The organism is Streptomyces sp. DH-12 (assembly GCF_002899455.1).
In the GTDB taxonomy this organism is placed as follows: Bacteria; Actinomycetota; Actinomycetes; order Streptomycetales; family Streptomycetaceae; genus Streptomyces.
The window spans coordinates 6,189,286-6,207,760 of record NZ_PPFB01000001.1 but is presented as its reverse complement, the minus strand read 5'-3'; the positions used below and the strand labels follow the sequence as shown (position 1 = coordinate 6,207,760).

The following is an 18,475-nucleotide window of genomic DNA, read 5'->3' as shown; positions in this document are numbered from 1 at the left end:
TCCGGTCAGTCCTTCTTTCCCCGGGTCCGCTTGTCGCGCCGCGCTCCCGGGACGGTGCGGCCCACGATCACGTTGCGCCGCGTCCTGTCCGGCGCGTCCTCCTTGCGGCCGCTGACGGCCCGGCGCACGCCGTAGCCGAAGGCGGCGACCTTGACCAGGGGGCCGCCGAAGGTGGAGGCGACCGTGGTGGACAGCGCGGAGGCGTTGGAGGTGACCTCCTGGACGTCGGAGGCGATCGCGTCGACCCGTTCGATCTGGGTCTGCGCGGACCGCACCGCCGCGGAGGCGTCCGCCAGCAGCGGGACGGCCTGGTCGGTCACGTCCGCCACCAGCTTGGTGGTCGCCCGGAGCGTCTGGGCCAGCCTCGCCAGCGCGACGGCGAGGAAGGAGACCAGGATCGCCCAGAAGACGGCCACCAGGATTCCGGCCACCTCACCACCGGACACTGTGTGCACCCGCTCCCTTGAAACGCGCCTGAACATCGAGAAAGTCGTGTCACCGAGCCTATCGCGCCGGTGACGGGTCTCCGTACCGGATTACCGTCCGCGGCGGCATCGGTCTCGCCGGAAGGCTCCCGGACGAGGACGAGCCCGCCGCCTCGCCCGCCCCGAGGGGCGGGAAGACGACGGGCTCGGGATACCGCGTGCCTGCCGGATCAGCGGGCGTAGTACTCGACGACGAGCTGCTCGTCGCAGATCACCGGGATCTCCTTGCGGTTCGGCTCGCGGTCCAGGCGGAACGCCAGGGCCTTGAGGTTCACCTGGAGGTAGCGCGGGATCTCACCGTCGGGGGCGAAGCCACCCTCACGGGCGATCGTGAAGAGGGTCTTCTCCTTGCTGCGCTCGCGCACCTCCACGACGTCGTCCGGGCGGACACGGAAGGAGGGCTTGTCGACCTTCTTGCCGTTCACCTGGATGTGGCCGTGGGTGACCATCTGGCGGGCCTGGTAGATCGTGCGGGCGATGCCCGAACGCAGGACCAGCGCGTCGAGACGGCGCTCGAGCTCGATGACCAGGGCCTCGCCGGTCTTCATCGAGGTCTTGGAGGCGCGCTCGTAGGCACGGACGAGCTGACGCTCGGAGAGGTCGTACTGCGCGCGCAGACGCTGCTTCTCCAGCAGACGGACCTTGTAGTCCGAGTTCTGCTTGCGGCCGCGGCCGTGCTCACCCGGCGGGTAGGGGCGGGCCTCGAAGTACTTGACGGCCTTCGGGGTCAGCGCGATACCGAGGGCACGCGACTTCTTGACCTTGGGGCGGGACTGGTTCGCCACTTCTTTTCCTTTTCGTGTTCCGGCTGCCTCAGGGTTACGGGAGGTCGCATCCGCAGCAGGGGAATTCCCCTCGGGCCCGCGAGGGACCTGATGGGCAGCCGCTCCCCTGAACTGGGCACATACGTGCAGCACACGAACGGCCCACCGACCGGTCCCGGGACTCACGGGTGGTGGTGGGCTGCCCGCGACACCTACGACGGTGCGCGACGCTCCTGGATCGAAGGATCCGGCTGGTCGTCCCGCCTGAGGCGCCGACCGGAGCCGGACACGGGACACAGCACTTCGACGGATTCTACAGGGTGCTCAAGGCCGCCTGCGACCGAGGTGCTTCCTGGTCCACTGCACGGCGTCCGCGTACCGCGCCTCGGCGCCGTGCCGGGTGGGTTCGTAGTACTCGCGGTCCTTCAAGGCGTCCGGGGCGTACTGCTGCTCGGCGATGCCCTCGGGCAGGTCGTGCGGGTAGACGTAGCCCTTGCCGTGGCCGAGCGCGCCGGCCCCCTTGTAGTGGCTGTCGCGCAGATGGGAGGGGACGGGACCGGCCAGTCCCTTGCGGACGTCCTCCAGGGCGGCGCCGATCGCGGTGGTGGCGGCGTTGGACTTGGGGGCGAGTGCCAGGGCGATGGTGGCGTGGCTGAGGGTGAGGGCGGCCTCGGGAAAGCCGATCATGGCGACGGCCTGGGCGGCGGCGACCGCGGTCTGCAGCGCGCTCGGGTCGGCGAGGCCGATGTCCTCGCTGGCGGAGATCATCAGGCGGCGGGCGATGAAGCGGGGGTCCTCGCCCGCCTCGATCATCCGGGCCAGGTAGTGCAGGGCGGCGTCCACGTCGGAGCCGCGGATCGACTTGATCAGGGCGCTGGCGACGTCGTAGTGCTGGTCGCCGTCGCGGTCGTACTTCACGGCGGCCCGGTCGACCGTCTCCTCCAGGGTCGTCAGGCTCACCTCGGACTCGCCCTTGTCCAGCGCGGCGCCGGCGGCGGCCTCCAGGGCGGTGAGCGCGCGGCGGGCGTCCCCGCCGGCGATGCGCAGCAGGTGCTCGGCGGTGTCGTCGGGGAGGGTGAGGGAGCCCTTGAGGCCCCGCTCGTCGGTGAGGGCGCGCCGCAGCAGACCGCGGATGTCGTCGTCCGTGAGCGGCTCGAGGGTGAGCAGCAGGGAGCGGGAGAGCAGCGGGGAGATGACCGAGAAGTAGGGGTTCTCGGTGGTCGCGGCGATGAGCGTGACCCAGCGGTTCTCCACGGCGGGGAGCAGGGAGTCCTGCTGGGCCTTGCTGAAGCGGTGGATCTCGTCGAGGAAGAGGACCGTCTCCTGGCCGTACCCCCCGGAGGCGCGGCGGGCGCCGTCGATGACCGCGCGGACCTCCTTGACGCCCGCGGTGATCGCGGACAGTTCCACGAAGCGCTTGTTGGTGGCCTTGGAGACGACGTAGGCGAGGGTCGTCTTGCCGGTGCCGGGCGGGCCCCAGAGGATCACCGAGGAGGGTCCCGCGGGGCCCGAGGAGCCCTCGCCGACCAGTCTGCGCAGGGGGGAGCCCGGCTTCAGCAGGTGCTGCTGGCCCACCACCTCGTCGAGGGTGCGCGGGCGCATCCGGACCGCCAGGGGGCTGCCGGCCGGGTCCTTCTCCTGGCGTTCTTCTGCTGCGGCGGTGAACAGGTCGGGCTCCACGCTGAAACCCTAAAGCACCGCGCCGACAGCCCCGGAGCGGGCGGTCAGCTGGTCCAGAAGTCCCACCAGCGGGTCAGGATCAGCATGCCGATGATGCCGATGTGCAGCACCGGCAGGACCCAGGTGAACTCGCCGAAGAAGCCCTTGAGCCAGGAGGGCGCGGGCAGGAAGCCCTTGCGGATGTTGAAGGACGTCACGTACCAGAACATGATGATCGTGGCGACCCAGGCGAGGCAGCACCACAGGCACAGGGCGTTGATCCGGTACAGGGACTGGAACATCAGCCAGGCGCAGAAGCAGACGCCGAAGAGGGTGCCCGCGTTGAAGGTGAGCCAGTACCAGCGCGGGTAGCGGGCCCGGGCGAGCAGGCTCATGCCGACGCAGACCACGATGCCGTAGGTGACCAGGCCGAGCATCGGGTTGGGGAAGCCGAAGACGGAGGCCTGGTCGCTCTCCATGACGCTGCCGCAGGAGACGACGGGGTTGAGGCTGCAGCCGGGGACGAACGTCTCGCCCTTGACCTTGGCCTCGAGCAGCTTGAACTTGTCGAGCGTGATCACCCACGCGGCGAGCACGCCGGCGGCGCCGGTGATCACCAGGAGCCACGCGAACGCCCTGCTGCCGCCCTCCGTGCGGGGCGGGGTGTCACTCCCGTCGGGGGGAGGGGATTGGGGCTCCATGTCGACGTCCCTGACTGTCGTCTTGCTCATCACGCCGATTCCGTCACTCACGAGTGTGGACCTGCTTCGGGCAGGGGCCATTGTGCCGTACGGCGGGGCGCGTTCGCCGTTGACCGGAGATAAGGACGTACAGGCGTTCGCGCCGGGGCGCGGGATTTCGGCCGGTCTTCGTACGGCGTCCGCACGTGTGCGCGAGTCTGCTCCCCGCCGGGGTGACGGCGGGATCCCTGTCGTTGACGACGCGGGCGCCGGGCCCTCCCGGAAGGGGACCCGGCGCCCGGGAGGGACGCGTCTCAGCCGAGGCGGGACTCGAGCTCCGCCACGACCTCGTTCACGCCGACCGCGGTCTGCTCGCCGGACTCCAGGTCCTTGAGCTGGATCACGCCCTCCTCGATGTCGCGCTCGCCGAGGATGAGCGCGTACCGGGCGCCCGAGCGGTTGGCCGCCTTCATCGCGGCCTTGAGGCCCTTGCCGCCGTAGGCGAAGTCCGCGGCCACGCCGTTCTTGCGCAGTTCGGTGACCTTCGCGAACAGCACCCGGCGGGCCTCGTCCCCGAGCGGCACGGCGAACACGCTGGTGGCGGCGGGCAGTCCCAGCTCGACGCCCTCCGCCTCCAGGGCCAGCACCGTGCGGTCGACGCCCAGCGCCCAGCCGACGGACGGCAGCGCGGGGCCGCCGATCATCTCCGACAGGCCGTCGTAGCGGCCGCCGCCGCCCACCGCGGACTGGGAGCCGAGGCCGTCGTGGACGAACTCGAAGGTGGTACGGGTGTAGTAGTCCAGGCCGCGCACCAGCCTGGGGTCGTCCTCGAAGACCACGCCCGCCGCCGTGACCAGCTCGCGCACCTCCTCGTGGTACGCCTTGCAGGCGTCGCAGAGGTGGTCGCGCAGCAGGGGCGCGCCGGTGAGCTGCTTCTGCACCGACTCGCGCTTGTCGTCCAGGACGCGCAGCGGGTTGATCTCCGCCCGGCGCAGGGTGTCCTCGTCCAGGTCCAGGCCGCGCAGGAAGTCCTGGAGGGCGGCCCGGTAGACGGGACGGCACTCCTTGTCGCCCAGGCTGTTGAGCAGGATGCGGAAGTTCCGCAGGCCCAGGGAGCGGTACGCCTGGTCGGCCAGGATGATCAGCTCGGCGTCGAGCGCCGGGTCCTCGGCGCCGATCGCCTCGGCGCCGACCTGGGAGAAGTGCCGGTAGCGGCCCTTCTGCGGGCGCTCGTAGCGGTAGTACGAGCCGGAGTACCAGAGCTTGACCGGGAGGTTGCCCGCCTTGTGCAGGTTGGCCTCCAGGGCGGCGCGCAGCACGGAGGCGGTGCCCTCGGGACGCAGGGCGAGCCGGTCGCCGCCCTTGGTCTCGAAGGCGTACATCTCCTTGGTGACGATGTCGGTGGACTCGCCGACGCCGCGCGCGAACAGCTCGACGCTCTCGAAGCCGGGCGTCTCGATGTAGCCGTAGCCGGAGCCGCGCAGCGGGGCGGCGATCGCCTCGCGGACCGCGAGGTACCTGGCGGAGTCGGGCGGCAGCAGGTCGTAGGTGCCCTTGGGGGCCTTGAAGGTGCTCACGGAAGTACTCGTCACATTCCTCGTCGGGGAGCCTCGTTCTGGACTCCCGGGCCGGCGGCCACCTGCCGCAGATACGGGTTGGTGGCGCGCTCCCGGCCGATGGTGGTCTGGGGGCCGTGGCCGGACAGCACCACGGTCGAGTCGTCGAGCGGCAGGCACACGCGGGCCAGCGAGTCGAGCATCTCGGCCATGTCACCGCCGGGCAGGTCGGTGCGTCCGATGGAGCCGGCGAACAGCAGGTCGCCCGAGAACATGACCGGCGGGACGTCGGCCGACTCGGGCAGGTTGTAGGTCACCGACCCCTTGGTATGGCCCGGGGCGTGCGCGACGCCGAACTCCAGGCCCGCCAGCTTCAGCGTCGCGCCGTCGGTGAGCTCCTTGACGTCGTCCGGCTCCCCCACCGTCAGCTCCCCCATGAGCGGCATGCCGATGGCCCGGCCCAGGCCCTTCTCGGGGTCGCTCATCATGTACCGGTCCTCGGGGTGGATCCAGGCGGGCACGTCGTGCGCCCCGCAGACCGGGACCACCGAGGCGACGTGGTCGATGTGGCCGTGGGTGAGGACGACGGCGACGGGCTTGAGCCGGTGCTTGCGGACCGCCTCCGCCACGCCGTCGGCGGCCTGGTGGCCGGGGTCGATGATCACGCACTCCTCACCGGCGGCGGGGGCGACGAGATAACAGTTCGTCCCCCATGCTCCGGCGGGGAACCCGGCAATGAGCACGATCGTCCTTCGTTTGTGTCGGTACGGGAGGCTTGCGACGGGCTGAGCCCGTGGTCAGAGCCTACCGGCGCTGCCGATTCCTCAGCGAACCCATATACGGTACGGGGCACACGCAGGCGGTCGGCTCACCGCACGCACGCACGCGTACCGGCCGGCACACGAGACGCATGAGGAGAGAACCCGGTGGTCAGCCAGGAGCAGCGGCGGCGTCAGCTCGCCCGGGAGAAGTTCTTGCGGCAGCAACAGCGGCGTACCGAGGCGCGGCGCAAGGCGAAGGTCCGCAACGCGGTCATCGCCTCGGTGCTCGGTGTGACCCTGATCGGCAGCCTCGCGCTGTACACGACGGGGGTGCTCAAGCAGGACGACGACAGGACCAACGCGGCCGCGGAGGTCACGCCGGACGCCGAGCCGACGAGCAAGGCCCCGGACCCCTGCGAGAAGCCGGCCGGGGGCAAGGCCAAGACGCAGACGTGGAAGAAGGAGCCGACGATGTCGATCGACAAGTCGGCGGCGTACACGATGAAGCTGGAGACGACCTGCGGGACGATAGACGTGGCGCTGAAGGCGTCGGCGGCCCCGCACACGGTCAACTCGTTCAACTTCCTCGCCGGCAAGGGCTACTTCGACCACACCAAGTGCCACCGGCTCACCACCAACGGCATCTACGTCCTGCAGTGCGGCGACCCGACGGGCACCGGCACCGGCGGTCCCGGCTACACGATCCCGGACGAGAACCTGAAGGACGCGAGCCTGAAGGACAACACCTACCCGGCGGGCACGGTCGCGATGGCCAACACCGGGCAGAAGGACAGTGGCGGCAGCCAGTTCTTCCTGGTCTACGAGGACAGTCAGCTCCCGCCCAGCTACACCCCGTTCGGCACCGTCTCGGACGCGGGCCTGAAGGTCCTGAAGAAGATCGCCGACGCCGGGGAGAGCACCGGGGGCGGCGACGGGGCGCCCAACGCGACGGTCGTGATCGACAAGGCGACCGTGACCGCATCCTGAGCCCCAACTGCGTAATTTCGGTCGCGCGGGATGCGGACAGGCATCCCGTCGGTCGCCTATGTTGGCCGTGACGAAACTGTGGACGATGCCCGGGGGAGCGCACAGGCCCCTCGACGGCATCATGTGGAGGAGGCGCTGTGAGCAGCGACCCGTGGGGCCGCGTCGACGAGACGGGGACCGTGTACGTGCGTACGGCCGACGGCGAGAAGGTCGTCGGTTCCTGGCAGGCCGGCTCCCCTGACGAGGCGCTGGCCTACTTCGAGCGCAAGTACGAGGGCCTGGTTGTCGAGATCGGCCTCCTCGAGAAGCGGGTGAGGACCACCGACCTGTCGTCCAAGGACGCCATGGCCGCGATCGACCACCTGCGCGAGCAGGTCGACGCCCATCACGCGGTCGGTGACCTCGACGCCCTGAGGGCCCGGCTGGACAAGCTCGTGGAGCTGGTCGAGGCGCGCCGCGAGGAGCGCAAGGCGCAGCGGACCCGGCAGTCCGAGGAGGCCCGGCGGGCCAAGGAGGCGCTGGTCACCGAGGCCGAGGAGCTGGCGCAGTCCGACCAGTGGCGGGCGGCCGGGGAGCGGCTGCGGGCCCTGGTGGACACCTGGAAGGGTCTGCCGCGGCTGGACCGCAAGTCCGACGACGAGCTGTGGCACCGCTTCTCGCACGCGCGGTCGGTGTTCTCCAAGCGGCGCAAGCAGCACTTCGCGCAGCTGGACGCGCAGCGCGAGGAGGCCCGCCGGCTCAAGGAGCAGCTGGTCGCCGAGGCCGAGGCGCTCTCGGGCTCGACGGACTGGGGTCCGACCGCGGCCCGGTACCGCGACCTGATGGCGCAGTGGAAGGCCGCGGGCCGCGCCCAGCGCGAGCACGAGGAAGAGCTGTGGAACCGCTTCCGCGGCGCCCAGGACGTCTTCTTCGCGGCCCGCTCCTCGGTGTTCGCGGAGCGTGACGCGGAGCAGGCGGAGAACCTCAAGCTCAAGGAGGAGCTGGCCGGCGAGGCGGAGAAGCTGCTGCCGATCACGGACCTGAAGACCGCCCGGGCCGCGTTCCGCGCGATCAACGAGCGCTGGGAGGCCATCGGCCACGTGCCGCGGGACGCCCGCCCGCGGGTCGAGGGCCGGATGCACGCCGTGGAGCGCGCCCTCCAGGAGGCCGAGGAGGCCGAGTGGCGCCGGACCAACCCGGAGGCCCGTGCGCGGGCCGAGGGTCTGACCGGTCAGCTGCAGGCCGCCGTGGACAAGCTGAAGGGCCAGATCGAGCAGGCCCGCGCGCAGGGCAACACCGCGAAGGCGCAGAAGCTGGAGCGCGAGCTGGAGGGCCGCCAGGCCCTGCTGGACCAGGCCCTGAAGGGTCTCCAGGAGTTCGGCGGCTGAGCCCGCCGCACGCGCGACGAAGGGGCCGCCGTACCTCGGCGGCCCCTTTCGTGTGCCCTGCGCGCGCCTACCCGCGGTTGCGGGCCGAGGTGACGCGGTAGACGTCGTAGACGCCCTCCACGCCGCGCACGGCCTTCAGGACGTGGCCCAGGTGCTTGGGGTCGCCCATCTCGAAGGTGAAGCGGGAGGTGGCGACCCGGTCGCGGGAGGTCTGCACGGCCGCGGACAGGATGTTGACGTGCTGGTCGGACAGCACGCGCGTGACGTCCGACAGCAGCCGGGAGCGGTCCAGTGCCTCGACCTGGATGGCGACCAGGAACACCGACGACTGGGTGGGCGCCCACTCGACCTCGAGGATCCGCTCGGGCTCGCGGGACAGCGAGTCGACGTTCACGCAGTCGCTGCGGTGCACGGAGACGCCGCTGCCGCGGGTGACGAAGCCGATGATGGGGTCGCCCGGCACCGGGGTGCAGCAGCGGGCGAGCTTGACCCACACGTCCTCGACGCCCTTGACGATGACGCCGGGGTCGGCGCTGGAGCGGCGCTTGCGGCGGCTGCGGGTGGGCGGGACCGACTCGTCGATCTCCTCGGTGGCCGCCTCCTCCCCGCCGAGGGCCTGCACCAGCTTCTGCACGATGTTCTGCGCGGAGACGTGCCCCTCGCCGATCGCCGCGTACAGCGCGGAGATGTCGGAGTAGCGCATCTCGTGCGCCAGCGTGACCAGCGAGTCGCCGGTGAGGATGCGCTGGATGGGCAGGTTCTGCTTGCGCATGGCGCGGACGATGGAGTCCTTGCCCTGCTCGATCGCCTCGTCGCGGCGCTCCTTGGAGAACCAGGCGCGGATCTTGTTGCGGGCGCGGGGCGACTTCACGAAGCCGAGCCAGTCGCGGGAGGGGCCGGCGCCGGCCGCCTTGGAGGTGAAGACCTCCACCAGGTCGCCGTTGTCGAGGGTCGACTCCAGCGGCACCAAGCGGCCGTTGACCCGGGCGCCTATGGTGCGGTGGCCGACCTCGGTGTGCACCGCGTAGGCGAAGTCCACGGGAGTGGCGCCGGCGGGCAGCGCTATGACGTCGCCCTTGGGCGTGAAGACGAAGACCTCGTTGCGCGAGAGGTCGAAGCGCAGCGACTCCAGGAACTCGCCCGGGTCCTCGGTCTCCTTCTGCCAGTCGAGGAGCTGGCGCAGCCACGCCATGTCGTTGAGGTGGTCGTCCTTGCTCCTGCCGGACGACCTGGGCGCGTCGGTGCGGATCTTGGAGGCGCCGGCGACGGCCTCCTGCTTGTACTTCCAGTGCGCGGCGATGCCGTACTCGGCGCGGCGGTGCATGTCGAACGTGCGGATCTGCAGTTCGACGGGCTTGCCGCCCGGGCCGATGACCGTCGTGTGCAGCGACTGGTACATGTTGAACTTGGGCATCGCGATGTAGTCCTTGAACCGGCCGGGGACCGGGTTCCATCGCGCGTGCACCGTGCCGAGGGCCGCGTAGCAGTCGCGGACGGTGTCCACGAGGACGCGGATGCCCACCAGGTCGTAGATCTCCGCGAAGTCACGGCCGCGGACGATCATCTTCTGGTAGACGCTGTAGTAGTGCTTGGGGCGGCCGGTGACGGTCGCCTTGATGCGGGCGGACCTGAGGTCCTGCTGCACCTCGTCGGTGACGATGGCGAGGTACTCGTCGCGCTTGGGGGCGCGCTCGGCGACCAGGCGGACGATCTCGTCGTACATCTTGGGGTAGAGGATCGCGAAGGCGAGGTCCTCCAGCTCCCACTTGATGGTGTTCATGCCCAGGCGGTGGGCGAGCGGCGCGTAGATCTCCAGGGTCTCGCGCGCCTTCTTCTCCTGCTTCTCCCGCTTGAGGTAGCGCATGGTGCGCATGTTGTGCAGGCGGTCGGCGAGCTTGATGACCAGGACACGCGGGTCCTTGGCCATGGCGACGACCATCTTGCGCACGGTCTCGGCCTGGGCGGCCTCGCCGAACTTGACCTTGTCCAGCTTGGTGACGCCGTCGACGAGCAGCGCGACCACGTCGCCGAAGTCGCGGCGCAGGTCCTCCAGGCCGTACTCGGTGTCCTCGACGGTGTCGTGCAGCAGCCCGGCCATCAGCGTCGCCGGGTCCATGCCGAGCTCGGCGAGGATGGTGGTGACGGCGAGCGGGTGCGTGATGTACGGGTCGCCGCTCTTGCGCTTCTGGCCGCGGTGCCAGCGCTCGGCGACCTGGTAGGCGCGCTCGATCTGGCGCAGCGTGGCGTTCTCGATCTTCGGGTCGTTGCTCCGCACGATCCGGAGCAGCGGCTCCAGCACCGGGTTGTACGGGTTGGCCCGCTGGACGCCGAGCCGGGCCAGGCGGGCGCGGACGCGGTTGGAGGAGCCGGAGCGCGGCTGGCCGGCGTTGGGACGGGCCGGGGACGCGGAGCGCTCGGGAGGGGACGGCTTGGGACGCGGCTGCTCGGGTTTGTCCACGGGAGCCGCCTGAGCGCGCTGCACCGGCCCGCGGGGGTCGTTCTTCGCCTGGGGCGTGTTCGGCGCGGGCTTCGCCGCCGGCGCCGAGGCGGGCTCGGGCTTGGCGGCGGTTAGGTGCTGGGCCTCGTCTGGCAAGAGGACTCCTCGTGCGCGATCCGGGTCCCCCGGTCAGGCTCCGGAGGTCCCATGGTAGCGAGCCCGTGCCCGCCGATCGCCTCCGGAGCGGTGTGAGGGCCGTCGACAGGAGAAACGCACGAGGCGGACCCGTATTCCTCCGGGTCCGCCTGCGCGGTGTCTCCGGGGCCGCTTCCGGCGCCCCTGTGGGCTCAGACCGTGAGCAGCGCCTCCAGCGGTGCGCCCGCCAGGGCGGGCTCCAGCCGGGCCCGGCCGCCGAGGAAGCCGAGCTCCATCAGCACGGCGAGGCCCGCGACCTCGGCGCCCGCCCTGCGGATGAGCTGGAGGGACGCCTCGGCGGTGCCGCCGGTGGCCAGGACGTCGTCGACGACCAGGACGCGGTCGTCGGCGCCGAGGTCCTCCGCGTGGACCTCGATCTCGGCCGAGCCGTACTCCAGGTCGTACGCCTGGCTCAGGGTGGCCCCGGGGAGCTTGCCCGCCTTGCGGACGGGGACGAAGCCGAGGCCGGCGCGGAGCGCGACCGGAGCGCCGAGGATGAACCCGCGGGCCTCCAGGCCGACGACCTTGGTGGCGCCGGCCCGGCGGGCGACGTCCGCGAGGGCCGCGGTCAGCGCGTCGAACGCCTCGGGGTCGGCCAGGAGCGGCGTGATGTCCTTGAACATCACGCCCGGCTCCGGGTAGTCCGCCACGTCCCGGATGCGGCTCAGCAGCAGGGCGGAGAGGTCGGCGTGCTCGGTCATCTGCGCTTTCCTGAGGGTCGGCCGCGGCCGCGGACGCGGGACGCGGGCTGGGTGCGGGGCCCGACGACCGCCGCCGCGACGTCGGCGGGCTCGTCGTGGCCGTCGTGGGTCACGGGGGTGTCCCGGCCGTCGTCCGGGTCGCCGCCGTGGGCGCGCTTGGCCAGCACGCGCTTCTTCAGGCTCTTCATGGCCGGCTCGCGCTCCTTGAGGTCGGCGACGAGCGGGGTGGCGATGAAGATCGAGGAGTACGCGCCGGCGGCGAGGCCGACGAACAGCGACAGGGAGATGTCGTTCAGCATGCCGGCGCCGAGGACACCGCCGCCGATGAACAGCAGGCCCGCCACCGGCAGCAGCGCCACCACCGTGGTGTTGACCGACCGCACCAGGGTGCTGTTGATCGACCGGTTGGCGATCTCGCTGTACGTCCAGCGGGTCTGCTTGGTGATGTCCTTGGTCTGTTCCTTGAGGCTGTCGAAGACGACCACCGTGTCGTACAGCGAGTAGCCGAGGATGGTGAGCAGACCGATCACCGTGCCGGGGGTGACCTCGAAGCCGACGAGGGCGTAGATCCCCACCGTGATGGTGATGTCGTGGATCAGCGCGACGAACGCGGCGACGGCCATGCGCCACTCGAAGGCGATCGCCAGGTAGATCACGACCAGGATGAGGAAGATGCCCAGGCCCTGCCAGGCCTTGTTGGCGATCTGCTCGCCCCAGCTGGGACCGACCAGTTCGGCGTTGATCTTCTCGGCGTCGACCTCGAGGTCGCCGGCGAGCCGGTCCTTGATGGCGTCCGAGGTCTTGGTGTCGATGCCGGCGACCTGGATGCGCAGGCTGCCGTCACCGAGCTTCTGGACGATGGCGTCGTGGCCGGAGGCGTCCTCCGCGTAGTCCTCGGCGGTCGCCACCGAGACGCTCATGTTCTTCGGGGTGGTGAAGACCGCGCCGCCCTGGAACTCGATGCCCATGTGCAGGCCGCGCACGCCCAGGCCGAGGATGGCCGCGATGGTGATGAGGATCGAGACGCCGTACCAGAGCTTGCGGTTCTTGACGAAGTCGTAGCCGATCTCGCCGTGGTGCAGTCGGGCGCCGAGGGTGCCGAGCTTCGACATCTCTCACGCCTCCTTCGTCAGGGCAGGGGCGGAGGGACGGCGGGTGCGGCGCAGCGGCGGTTTCGCGCCCAGCGCCTTCGGGTCGAGACCGGACCACTTGTGGCCGCTCGCGAAGAACGGGCGGCGGGCCATCAGCGTCAGCAGCGGCTTGGTGAAGAGGAACACCACCACGACGTCGAGGAGCGTGGTCAGCCCCAGGGTGAACGCGAAGCCCTGCACCTTGCCGACGGTGACCACGAAGAGCACGGCGGCGGCCAGGAAGGACACGAAGTCGGAGACCAGGATGGTGCGCCGGGCGCGCGGCCAGGCCCGCTCCACGGAGGGGCGCAGCGAGCGGCCCTCGCGGATCTCGTCCCGGACCCGTTCGAAGTAGACGATGAAGGAGTCCGCCGTGATGCCGATGGCCACGATGGCGCCGCAGACGGCCGGCAGGTTCAGCGCGAAGCCGATGGTCGGGCCGAGCAGCGACATGATCACGTAGGTGAGGGCCGCGGAGACCAGCAGGGACGCGACGGCGATGAAGGACAGGCCGCGGTAGTAGATCAGCAGGTACAGCACGACCAGCGCGACGCCGATGGCGCCGGCGATCAGACCGGCCTCGAGCTGCTCGCCGCCGAGGGCGGCGGTGACGGTGGTGACGCTGTCCTCGCGGAAGGTCAGCGGCAGGGCGCCGTAGGACAGCATGTTGGCCAGTTCCTGCGCCGACTGCTGGGTGAAGTTGCCGGAGATCTCGGCGTTGCCGCCGGTCAGGGCCTGCCGGACGTACGGGTCGGAGACGACCTCGCCGTCCAGGACGATCGCGAACTGGTTCTGCGGGGACGGCTTCTGCGCGAGCTGGCCGGTGATGTCGGCGAACTTCTTGGAGCCCTCGCCCGTGAACTGCATGGTCACGGTCCAGCCGGCGCCGGACTGGGTGTTGAGGACGGCGTCGGCCTCGTCGACGTCGGTGCCGTCGACGGCGGCCGGGCCGAGGATGTACTTCTGCCACTGGCCCTCGGAGTTCTGGCCGCAGGCGACGGTGGAGTCGGTGGCCTTGGCGCCGTCACCGGCGGTGGCGCGGACGCTCTCCTTGGTGCAGTCGAGCTTGGCGTACTCGGCCTGGAGCTTGCTGTCGGCGTCCTCGGAGGCGCCGCCCGTCGCGGACGGGGAGGGGCTCGCCTCGTCGGTGGCGGACGGGCTCTCGTCGGCCTTCAGGGCGTCGGTGACCGCGCGGCCCTGGGCGGTGGCGCTCGACGAGGGGGTGGCGGACGCGGCGGAGCCGTCGGTGGCCTCCTCGCTCGCGTCGTCCGTGGCCTTGCCGGAGGAGGGGTCGCCGGAGGGGGCGCCGGTGGCGCTCGGCTCGGGGGCGGCGCCGCCGCCGGCCAGCTCGGTGGCGATCACGGGGCGGAAGTACAGCTTGGCGGTGGTGCCGACCTGCTCCCGGGCCTGCTCGGAGTTGGTGCCCTTGGGGATGTTGACGATGATGTTGCGGTCGCCCTGCGTCTGTACCTCGGCCTCGGAGACGCCCAGACCGTTGACCCGCCGCTCCATGATGGAGACCGCGGTGTCCATGTTGGTCTTGTTGATCGCGGATTCCTGGCCCGCCTCGGGGACCGCCGCCAGCGTGATGCTCGTGCCCCCGGCCAGGTCGATGCCCAGACGCGGAGTGGTGTGCCCGGAGGCGAACATCCCTCCGGTGAGCGCCACGATGGCGATCAGGATCAGAGCCAGCGAGCGCCACGGCTTGCTTGTGGCGCTCGCGTTCTGTCCCTTTTTGAGTGCTGCCACCTTTGTACTCCCTCTCGGGCCGCCCGGTCCCGGGAGGGGGCCGGCGGCCATGACGTGGTGTCGGGATGATCCCGTGCGAGCCGGGCATGGTCCGGGGCGCGGGCGGTACCCGCGCGCCCCGGAGCACGGCTACTTCGCGTCGGTGCCGCCGTCGGACTTCTTCGCGCGCGCGTCCGCCGTGGCGTCGGCCGGCTCGTCCTCCGCGTCCTTCTTGCCGAGGTCGACGGGCGTGTCGTCGGAGTCGGCGGCAGCGTCGGAGGAGTCGTCGGTCTCGGTGAGGGAGGAGGCGTCGTCGGGGACGACGTCGGCGTCGGACTGCGGGTCGTGCTCGATGCCGTGGACGATGCGGTTGTACTCGTCGTCGCTCAGGACGGCGCCGATCGAGTTCTTCGCGAACAGCAGCTCCACGCCCGGCCCGGCGTCGAGGAGGACGGTGTCCTCGTTGACCTCCTTGACCGTGGCGTACATGCCCCCGATCGTGCGGACGCCGGAACCGGGCTGCATCTGGTTCCGCATCTCGATGACCTGCTGCTGCTTCTTCTTGGCCGAGCGGGTCATCAGGAACATGGCCCCGATGAGCACAATGAACGGGAGGAGGGTCAGGAGACTCACGGGTCGGAACTTCCTTCACACGACCGCGATGGTGAACGGCCTGATGGTTGGGGGTGTGTGCTGCCGCCGACAAGGGCGGCACCGGCGGAGTCTAGGCGAGTCCGCACCAAGGGAACAACGCTCAGCATGGCACCCGGGTTCCTGCCCGGGCCAACGCGCCCGCCGTCACGCCCCGAACAGGTCCCCTTGTCCGTTTCCGGCGGCCTGCGGGCGCGGCGGCGTGAGGCCGAGATGCGACCATGCCGCGGGCGTCGCCACCCGTCCCCGGGGGGTACGGGCGAGCAGTCCCTCCCGCACCAGGAAGGGCTCGGCCACCTCCTCCACGGTCTCACGCTCCTCCCCCACCGCGACGGCGAGCGTGGACAGGCCGACCGGACCGCCGCCGAACAGCTTGAGGAGCGCCTCCAGCACCGCCCGGTCCAGCCGGTCCAGGCCCCGGGCGTCCACCTCGTACACCGCGAGGGCCGCGGCGGCGACGTCCTGGGTGATCCGGCCGTCGCCCTTGACCTGCGCGTAGTCGCGGACCCGGCGCAGCAGGCGGTTGGCGATGCGGGGCGTGCCGCGGGAGCGTCCGGCGATCTCCGCGGCGCCCTCGGTGTCGATCTCCACGTCGAGCAGGCTCGCCGAGCGGTGGACGACCCGCTCCAGCTCGGCCGGCTCGTAGAACTCCATGTGCGCGGTGAAGCCGAAGCGGTCGCGCAGCGGGGGCGGCAGCAGACCGGCCCGGGTGGTGGCGCCGACCAGGGTGAAGGGCGGCAGCTCCAGCGGGATCGCCGTGGCGCCGGGGCCCTTGCCGACGATCACGTCGACGCGGAAGTCCTCCATCGCCATGTACAGCATCTCCTCGGCGGGCCGGGACATGCGGTGGATCTCGTCGAGGAAGAGGACCTCGCCCTCCTGGAGGGAGGAGAGGATCGCGGCGAGATCGCCGGCGTGCTGGATGGCGGGGCCGGAGGTGATGCGGATGGGGGCGTCCATCTCCGCCGCGATGATCATGGAGAGGGTGGTCTTGCCGAGGCCGGGGGCGCCGGAGAGCAGCACGTGGTCGGCGGTGGCGCCGCGGGCGCGGGCGGCCCGCAGCACCAGGTCGAGCTGCTCGCGGACCTTCTCCTGGCCGATGAACTCGCCCAGGTCCTTGGGGCGCAGCGCGGCCTCGACGGCCTGGTCCTCGCGGTCGGCGACCGATTCCACCAGCCGCTCGGAGGCGGCGGTGTCGTTCGTGTCGTCCCAGTTCATGTGCGTGTGCCTCAGCTCTCCGTACGGACTCGGGCGCGGTCGTGGGCCCTCGGGCGGCGGTCGCGGTCTATCGGGCGCGGTTCAGCGTCTGCAGGGCCGCCTTGAGCAGCTGCCCCACCGGTACGCCGCCCCCGGCGGCCTCCGCCTGGGGGGTCACCGCGGCCACGGCCTCGTCGGCCTCACGGGTCGCGTACCCCAGTCCGATGAGGGCGGCGTGCAGCTGGTCGCGCCAGCCGGCGGTGACGGGCGCGCCGACGGCGGGGGCGCCGGTGGGCTCGCCGAGCCGGTCCTTCAGTTCGAGGAGGAGCTTCTGGGCGCCCTTCTTGCCGATGCCGGGGACGGCGGTCAGCGCCTTCTCGTCGCCGGTGGCCACGGCGCGGCGCAGGGCGTCGGGGCTGTGCACGGCGAGCATGGCCTGGGCCAGCCGGGGGCCGACGCCGCTGGCGGTCTGGAGCAGCTCGAAGACCTGGCGTCCGTCCTCGTCGGCGAAGCCGTACAGGGTCAGGGAGTCCTCGCGGACGACGAGGGAGGTGGCGAGCTTCGCGAGCTGTCCGACGCGCAGCGTGGACAGCGTGTCCGGCGTGCACCGGACGGCCATGCCGACGCCGCCGACCTCGACCACCGCGGTGTCGGGGGTGAGGGCGGCGACCGTGCCGCTGACGAAGGCGATCATGCCGTACGGCCTTTCGATGCGTGGCGGGCCGCGGGGGCCCGGGGGGTGGTCTGCGGGGCGCGCGCCGCGTGAGCGGCGACGGCCTGCTGGAGCCGGTTCTGGGCGGGGGCGCGCCAGATGTGGCAGATGGCGAGCGCGAGGGCGTCGGCGGCGTCGGCCGGCCTGGGCGGCGCGTCGAGCCGCAGCAGACGGGTCACCATGGCGCCGACCTGGGCCTTGTCGGCGCGGCCGGAGCCGGTGACGGCGGCCTTGACCTCGCTGGGCGTGTGCAGGGCGACGGGGATGCCGCGCCGGGAGGCGCAGAGGATGGCGACGGCGCTGGCCTGGGCGGTGCCCATCACCGTGCGCACGTTGTGCTGGCTGAAGACGCGCTCCACGGCGACGAACTCCGGGCGGTGCTCGTCGAGCCACTGCTCCAGGCCCTCTTCGACGGCGACCAGGCGGTGGCCGAGGTCGGCGTCCGTCGGCGTGCGGACGACTCCCACGCCGAGCATGGTGAGCGGGCGTCCCGCCACCCCCTCGACGACGCCGACACCGCACCGGGTCAGTCCCGGGTCGACCCCCAGTACGCGCATGCGTCGCCCCCTTGCTCGATCACCTGTTTGTGCAGGCTATCGGGTGCCACCGACAGAGCGGCGGGCCGACGGGGTGTGTCCCGTCGGCCCGCCGCCCCGCGGACGCGTCACGCGTCGACCTTCTCCATGATCTCGTCGCTGACGTCGAAGTTGGCGAAGACGTTCTGCACGTCGTCGCTGTCCTCCAGCGCGTCGATGAGCTTGAAGATCTTCTTCGCGCCCTCCTCGTCCAGCTGGACCTGCATGGTCGGGACGAAGTTGGCGTCGGCCGACTCGTAGTCGATGCCGGCGTCCTGGAGCGCGGTACGGACCGCGACCAGGTCGGTCGGCTCGCTGATCACCTCGAAGTTCTCACCGAGGTCGTTGACCTCCTCGGCGCCCGCGTCGAGCACGGCGGCGAGGACGTCGTCCTCGGTCAGCTCGCCCTTGGGGACGATCACCACGCCCTTGCGGTGGAACAGGTACGACACCGAGCCCGGGTCGGCCATGGAGCCGCCGTTGCGGGTCATCGCGACCCGGACGTCGGAGGCGGCGCGGTTGCGGTTGTCGGTGAGGCACTCGATGAGCACCGCGACGCCGTTGGGGCCGTAGCCCTCGTACATGATCGTCTCGTAGTCGGCGCCGCCGGCCTCCAGGCCCGCGCCGCGCTTGACCGCGGAGTCGATGTTCTTGTTGGGGACCGACTGCTTCTTCGCCTTCTGGATGGCGTCGTACAGCGTCGGGTTTCCGTCGGGGTCGGCGCCGCCCATCCGGGCCGCGACCTCGATGTTCTTGATGAGCTTCGCGAAGAGCTTGCCGCGCTTGGCGTCGATCACGGCCTTCTTGTGCTTCGTCGTGGCCCATTTAGAGTGGCCGGACATCTGCCTGTCTCCTTCGCGTAACCCATCGCTGCAACGAACGCAGGAATC

Annotated in this window: 17 protein-coding genes; 2 read left to right on the top strand and 15 right to left on the bottom strand. The window is 71.1% G+C overall.

What is annotated here, in order from left to right; translation table 11 throughout:
- Positions 1-5 precede the first annotated feature (5 nt).
- The 6 genes from C1708_RS26970 to C1708_RS26945 form a co-directional block, all read right to left on the bottom strand.
- Positions 6-455: a DUF948 domain-containing protein gene (locus C1708_RS26970; RefSeq protein WP_106415121.1), complete on the bottom strand. Its 450-nt coding sequence runs from the start codon at positions 453-455 to the stop codon at positions 6-8.
- Positions 456-655: 200 nt separating this feature from the next.
- Entirely contained in the window at positions 656-1,270 is a 615-nt protein-coding gene (gene rpsD / locus C1708_RS26965) for a 30S ribosomal protein S4 (protein WP_019523761.1), read from the bottom strand.
- Between the two features lie 303 nt (positions 1,271-1,573).
- Positions 1,574-2,929: a replication-associated recombination protein A gene (locus C1708_RS26960; protein ID WP_106415120.1), complete on the bottom strand. Its 1,356-nt coding sequence runs from the start codon at positions 2,927-2,929 to the stop codon at positions 1,574-1,576.
- A 44-nt stretch (positions 2,930-2,973) separates the two neighbouring features.
- The gene (locus tag C1708_RS26955; RefSeq protein ID WP_198602603.1) at positions 2,974-3,639 is read right to left on the bottom strand and encodes a vitamin K epoxide reductase family protein; all 666 of its coding nucleotides are present in this window, start codon (positions 3,637-3,639) and stop codon (positions 2,974-2,976) included.
- Positions 3,640-3,902: 263 nt separating this feature from the next.
- Positions 3,903-5,165, bottom strand: a complete 1,263-nt coding sequence (hisS, locus tag C1708_RS26950; RefSeq protein WP_106415118.1) for a histidine--tRNA ligase — start codon at positions 5,163-5,165, stop codon at positions 3,903-3,905.
- A gap of 11 nt (positions 5,166-5,176) precedes the next feature.
- On the bottom strand, positions 5,177-5,887 hold the full coding sequence (locus tag C1708_RS26945) for an MBL fold metallo-hydrolase (protein WP_106415117.1): 711 nt from the start codon (positions 5,885-5,887) through the stop codon (positions 5,177-5,179).
- A gap of 183 nt (positions 5,888-6,070) precedes the next feature.
- Here C1708_RS26945 and C1708_RS26940 point away from each other — a divergent pair, with 183 nt between their 5' ends.
- Positions 6,071-6,892: a peptidylprolyl isomerase gene (locus C1708_RS26940; protein WP_106415116.1), complete on the top strand. Its 822-nt coding sequence runs from the start codon at positions 6,071-6,073 to the stop codon at positions 6,890-6,892.
- 137 nt (positions 6,893-7,029) lie between these two features.
- Positions 7,030-8,259 carry a DUF349 domain-containing protein gene (locus tag C1708_RS26935; RefSeq protein WP_106415115.1) on the top strand — a complete coding sequence of 410 codons (1,230 nt, stop codon included), beginning with the start codon at positions 7,030-7,032 and terminating at the stop codon, positions 8,257-8,259.
- A 67-nt stretch (positions 8,260-8,326) separates the two neighbouring features.
- On the opposite strand, the gene relA is transcribed toward C1708_RS26935, so the two are convergent.
- The 9 genes from relA to C1708_RS26890 all read right to left on the bottom strand — a co-directional run bounded on the left by relA (position 8,327) and on the right by C1708_RS26890 (position 18,427).
- Positions 8,327-10,852 carry a GTP pyrophosphokinase gene (relA, locus tag C1708_RS26930; protein WP_106415114.1) on the bottom strand — a complete coding sequence of 842 codons (2,526 nt, stop codon included), beginning with the start codon at positions 10,850-10,852 and terminating at the stop codon, positions 8,327-8,329.
- 191 nt (positions 10,853-11,043) lie between these two features.
- Positions 11,044-11,592, bottom strand: a complete 549-nt coding sequence (locus C1708_RS26925) for an adenine phosphoribosyltransferase (RefSeq protein ID WP_106415113.1) — start codon at positions 11,590-11,592, stop codon at positions 11,044-11,046.
- On the bottom strand, positions 11,589-12,704 hold the full coding sequence (secF, locus tag C1708_RS26920) for a protein translocase subunit SecF (protein ID WP_106415112.1): 1,116 nt from the start codon (positions 12,702-12,704) through the stop codon (positions 11,589-11,591). Before secF ends, C1708_RS26925 begins: the two co-directional genes overlap by 4 nt.
- Before the next feature lie 3 nt (positions 12,705-12,707).
- The gene (gene secD / locus C1708_RS26915; protein ID WP_106415111.1) at positions 12,708-14,471 is read right to left on the bottom strand and encodes a protein translocase subunit SecD; all 1,764 of its coding nucleotides are present in this window, start codon (positions 14,469-14,471) and stop codon (positions 12,708-12,710) included.
- Positions 14,472-14,600: 129 nt separating this feature from the next.
- Positions 14,601-15,083, bottom strand: coding sequence for a preprotein translocase subunit YajC (gene yajC / locus C1708_RS26910; protein ID WP_106415110.1), 483 nt, complete (start codon positions 15,081-15,083; stop codon positions 14,601-14,603).
- A gap of 165 nt (positions 15,084-15,248) precedes the next feature.
- On the bottom strand, positions 15,249-16,319 hold the full coding sequence (gene ruvB / locus C1708_RS26905; RefSeq protein ID WP_106415109.1) for a Holliday junction branch migration DNA helicase RuvB: 1,071 nt from the start codon (positions 16,317-16,319) through the stop codon (positions 15,249-15,251).
- A gap of 67 nt (positions 16,320-16,386) precedes the next feature.
- Positions 16,387-16,992 (bottom strand): Holliday junction branch migration protein RuvA, encoded by a 606-nt coding sequence (gene ruvA, locus C1708_RS26900; protein WP_106415108.1) that lies wholly within the window; start codon positions 16,990-16,992, stop codon positions 16,387-16,389.
- Complete coding sequence (gene ruvC / locus C1708_RS26895) at positions 16,989-17,567, bottom strand: crossover junction endodeoxyribonuclease RuvC (RefSeq protein ID WP_106415107.1); 579 nt, start codon at positions 17,565-17,567, stop codon at positions 16,989-16,991. The genes ruvA and ruvC overlap by 4 nt, the downstream gene beginning before the upstream one ends.
- Positions 17,568-17,674: 107 nt before the next feature.
- Complete coding sequence (locus tag C1708_RS26890) at positions 17,675-18,427, bottom strand: YebC/PmpR family DNA-binding transcriptional regulator (RefSeq protein ID WP_106415106.1); 753 nt, start codon at positions 18,425-18,427, stop codon at positions 17,675-17,677.
- Between the last annotated feature and the right edge of the window lie 48 nt (positions 18,428-18,475).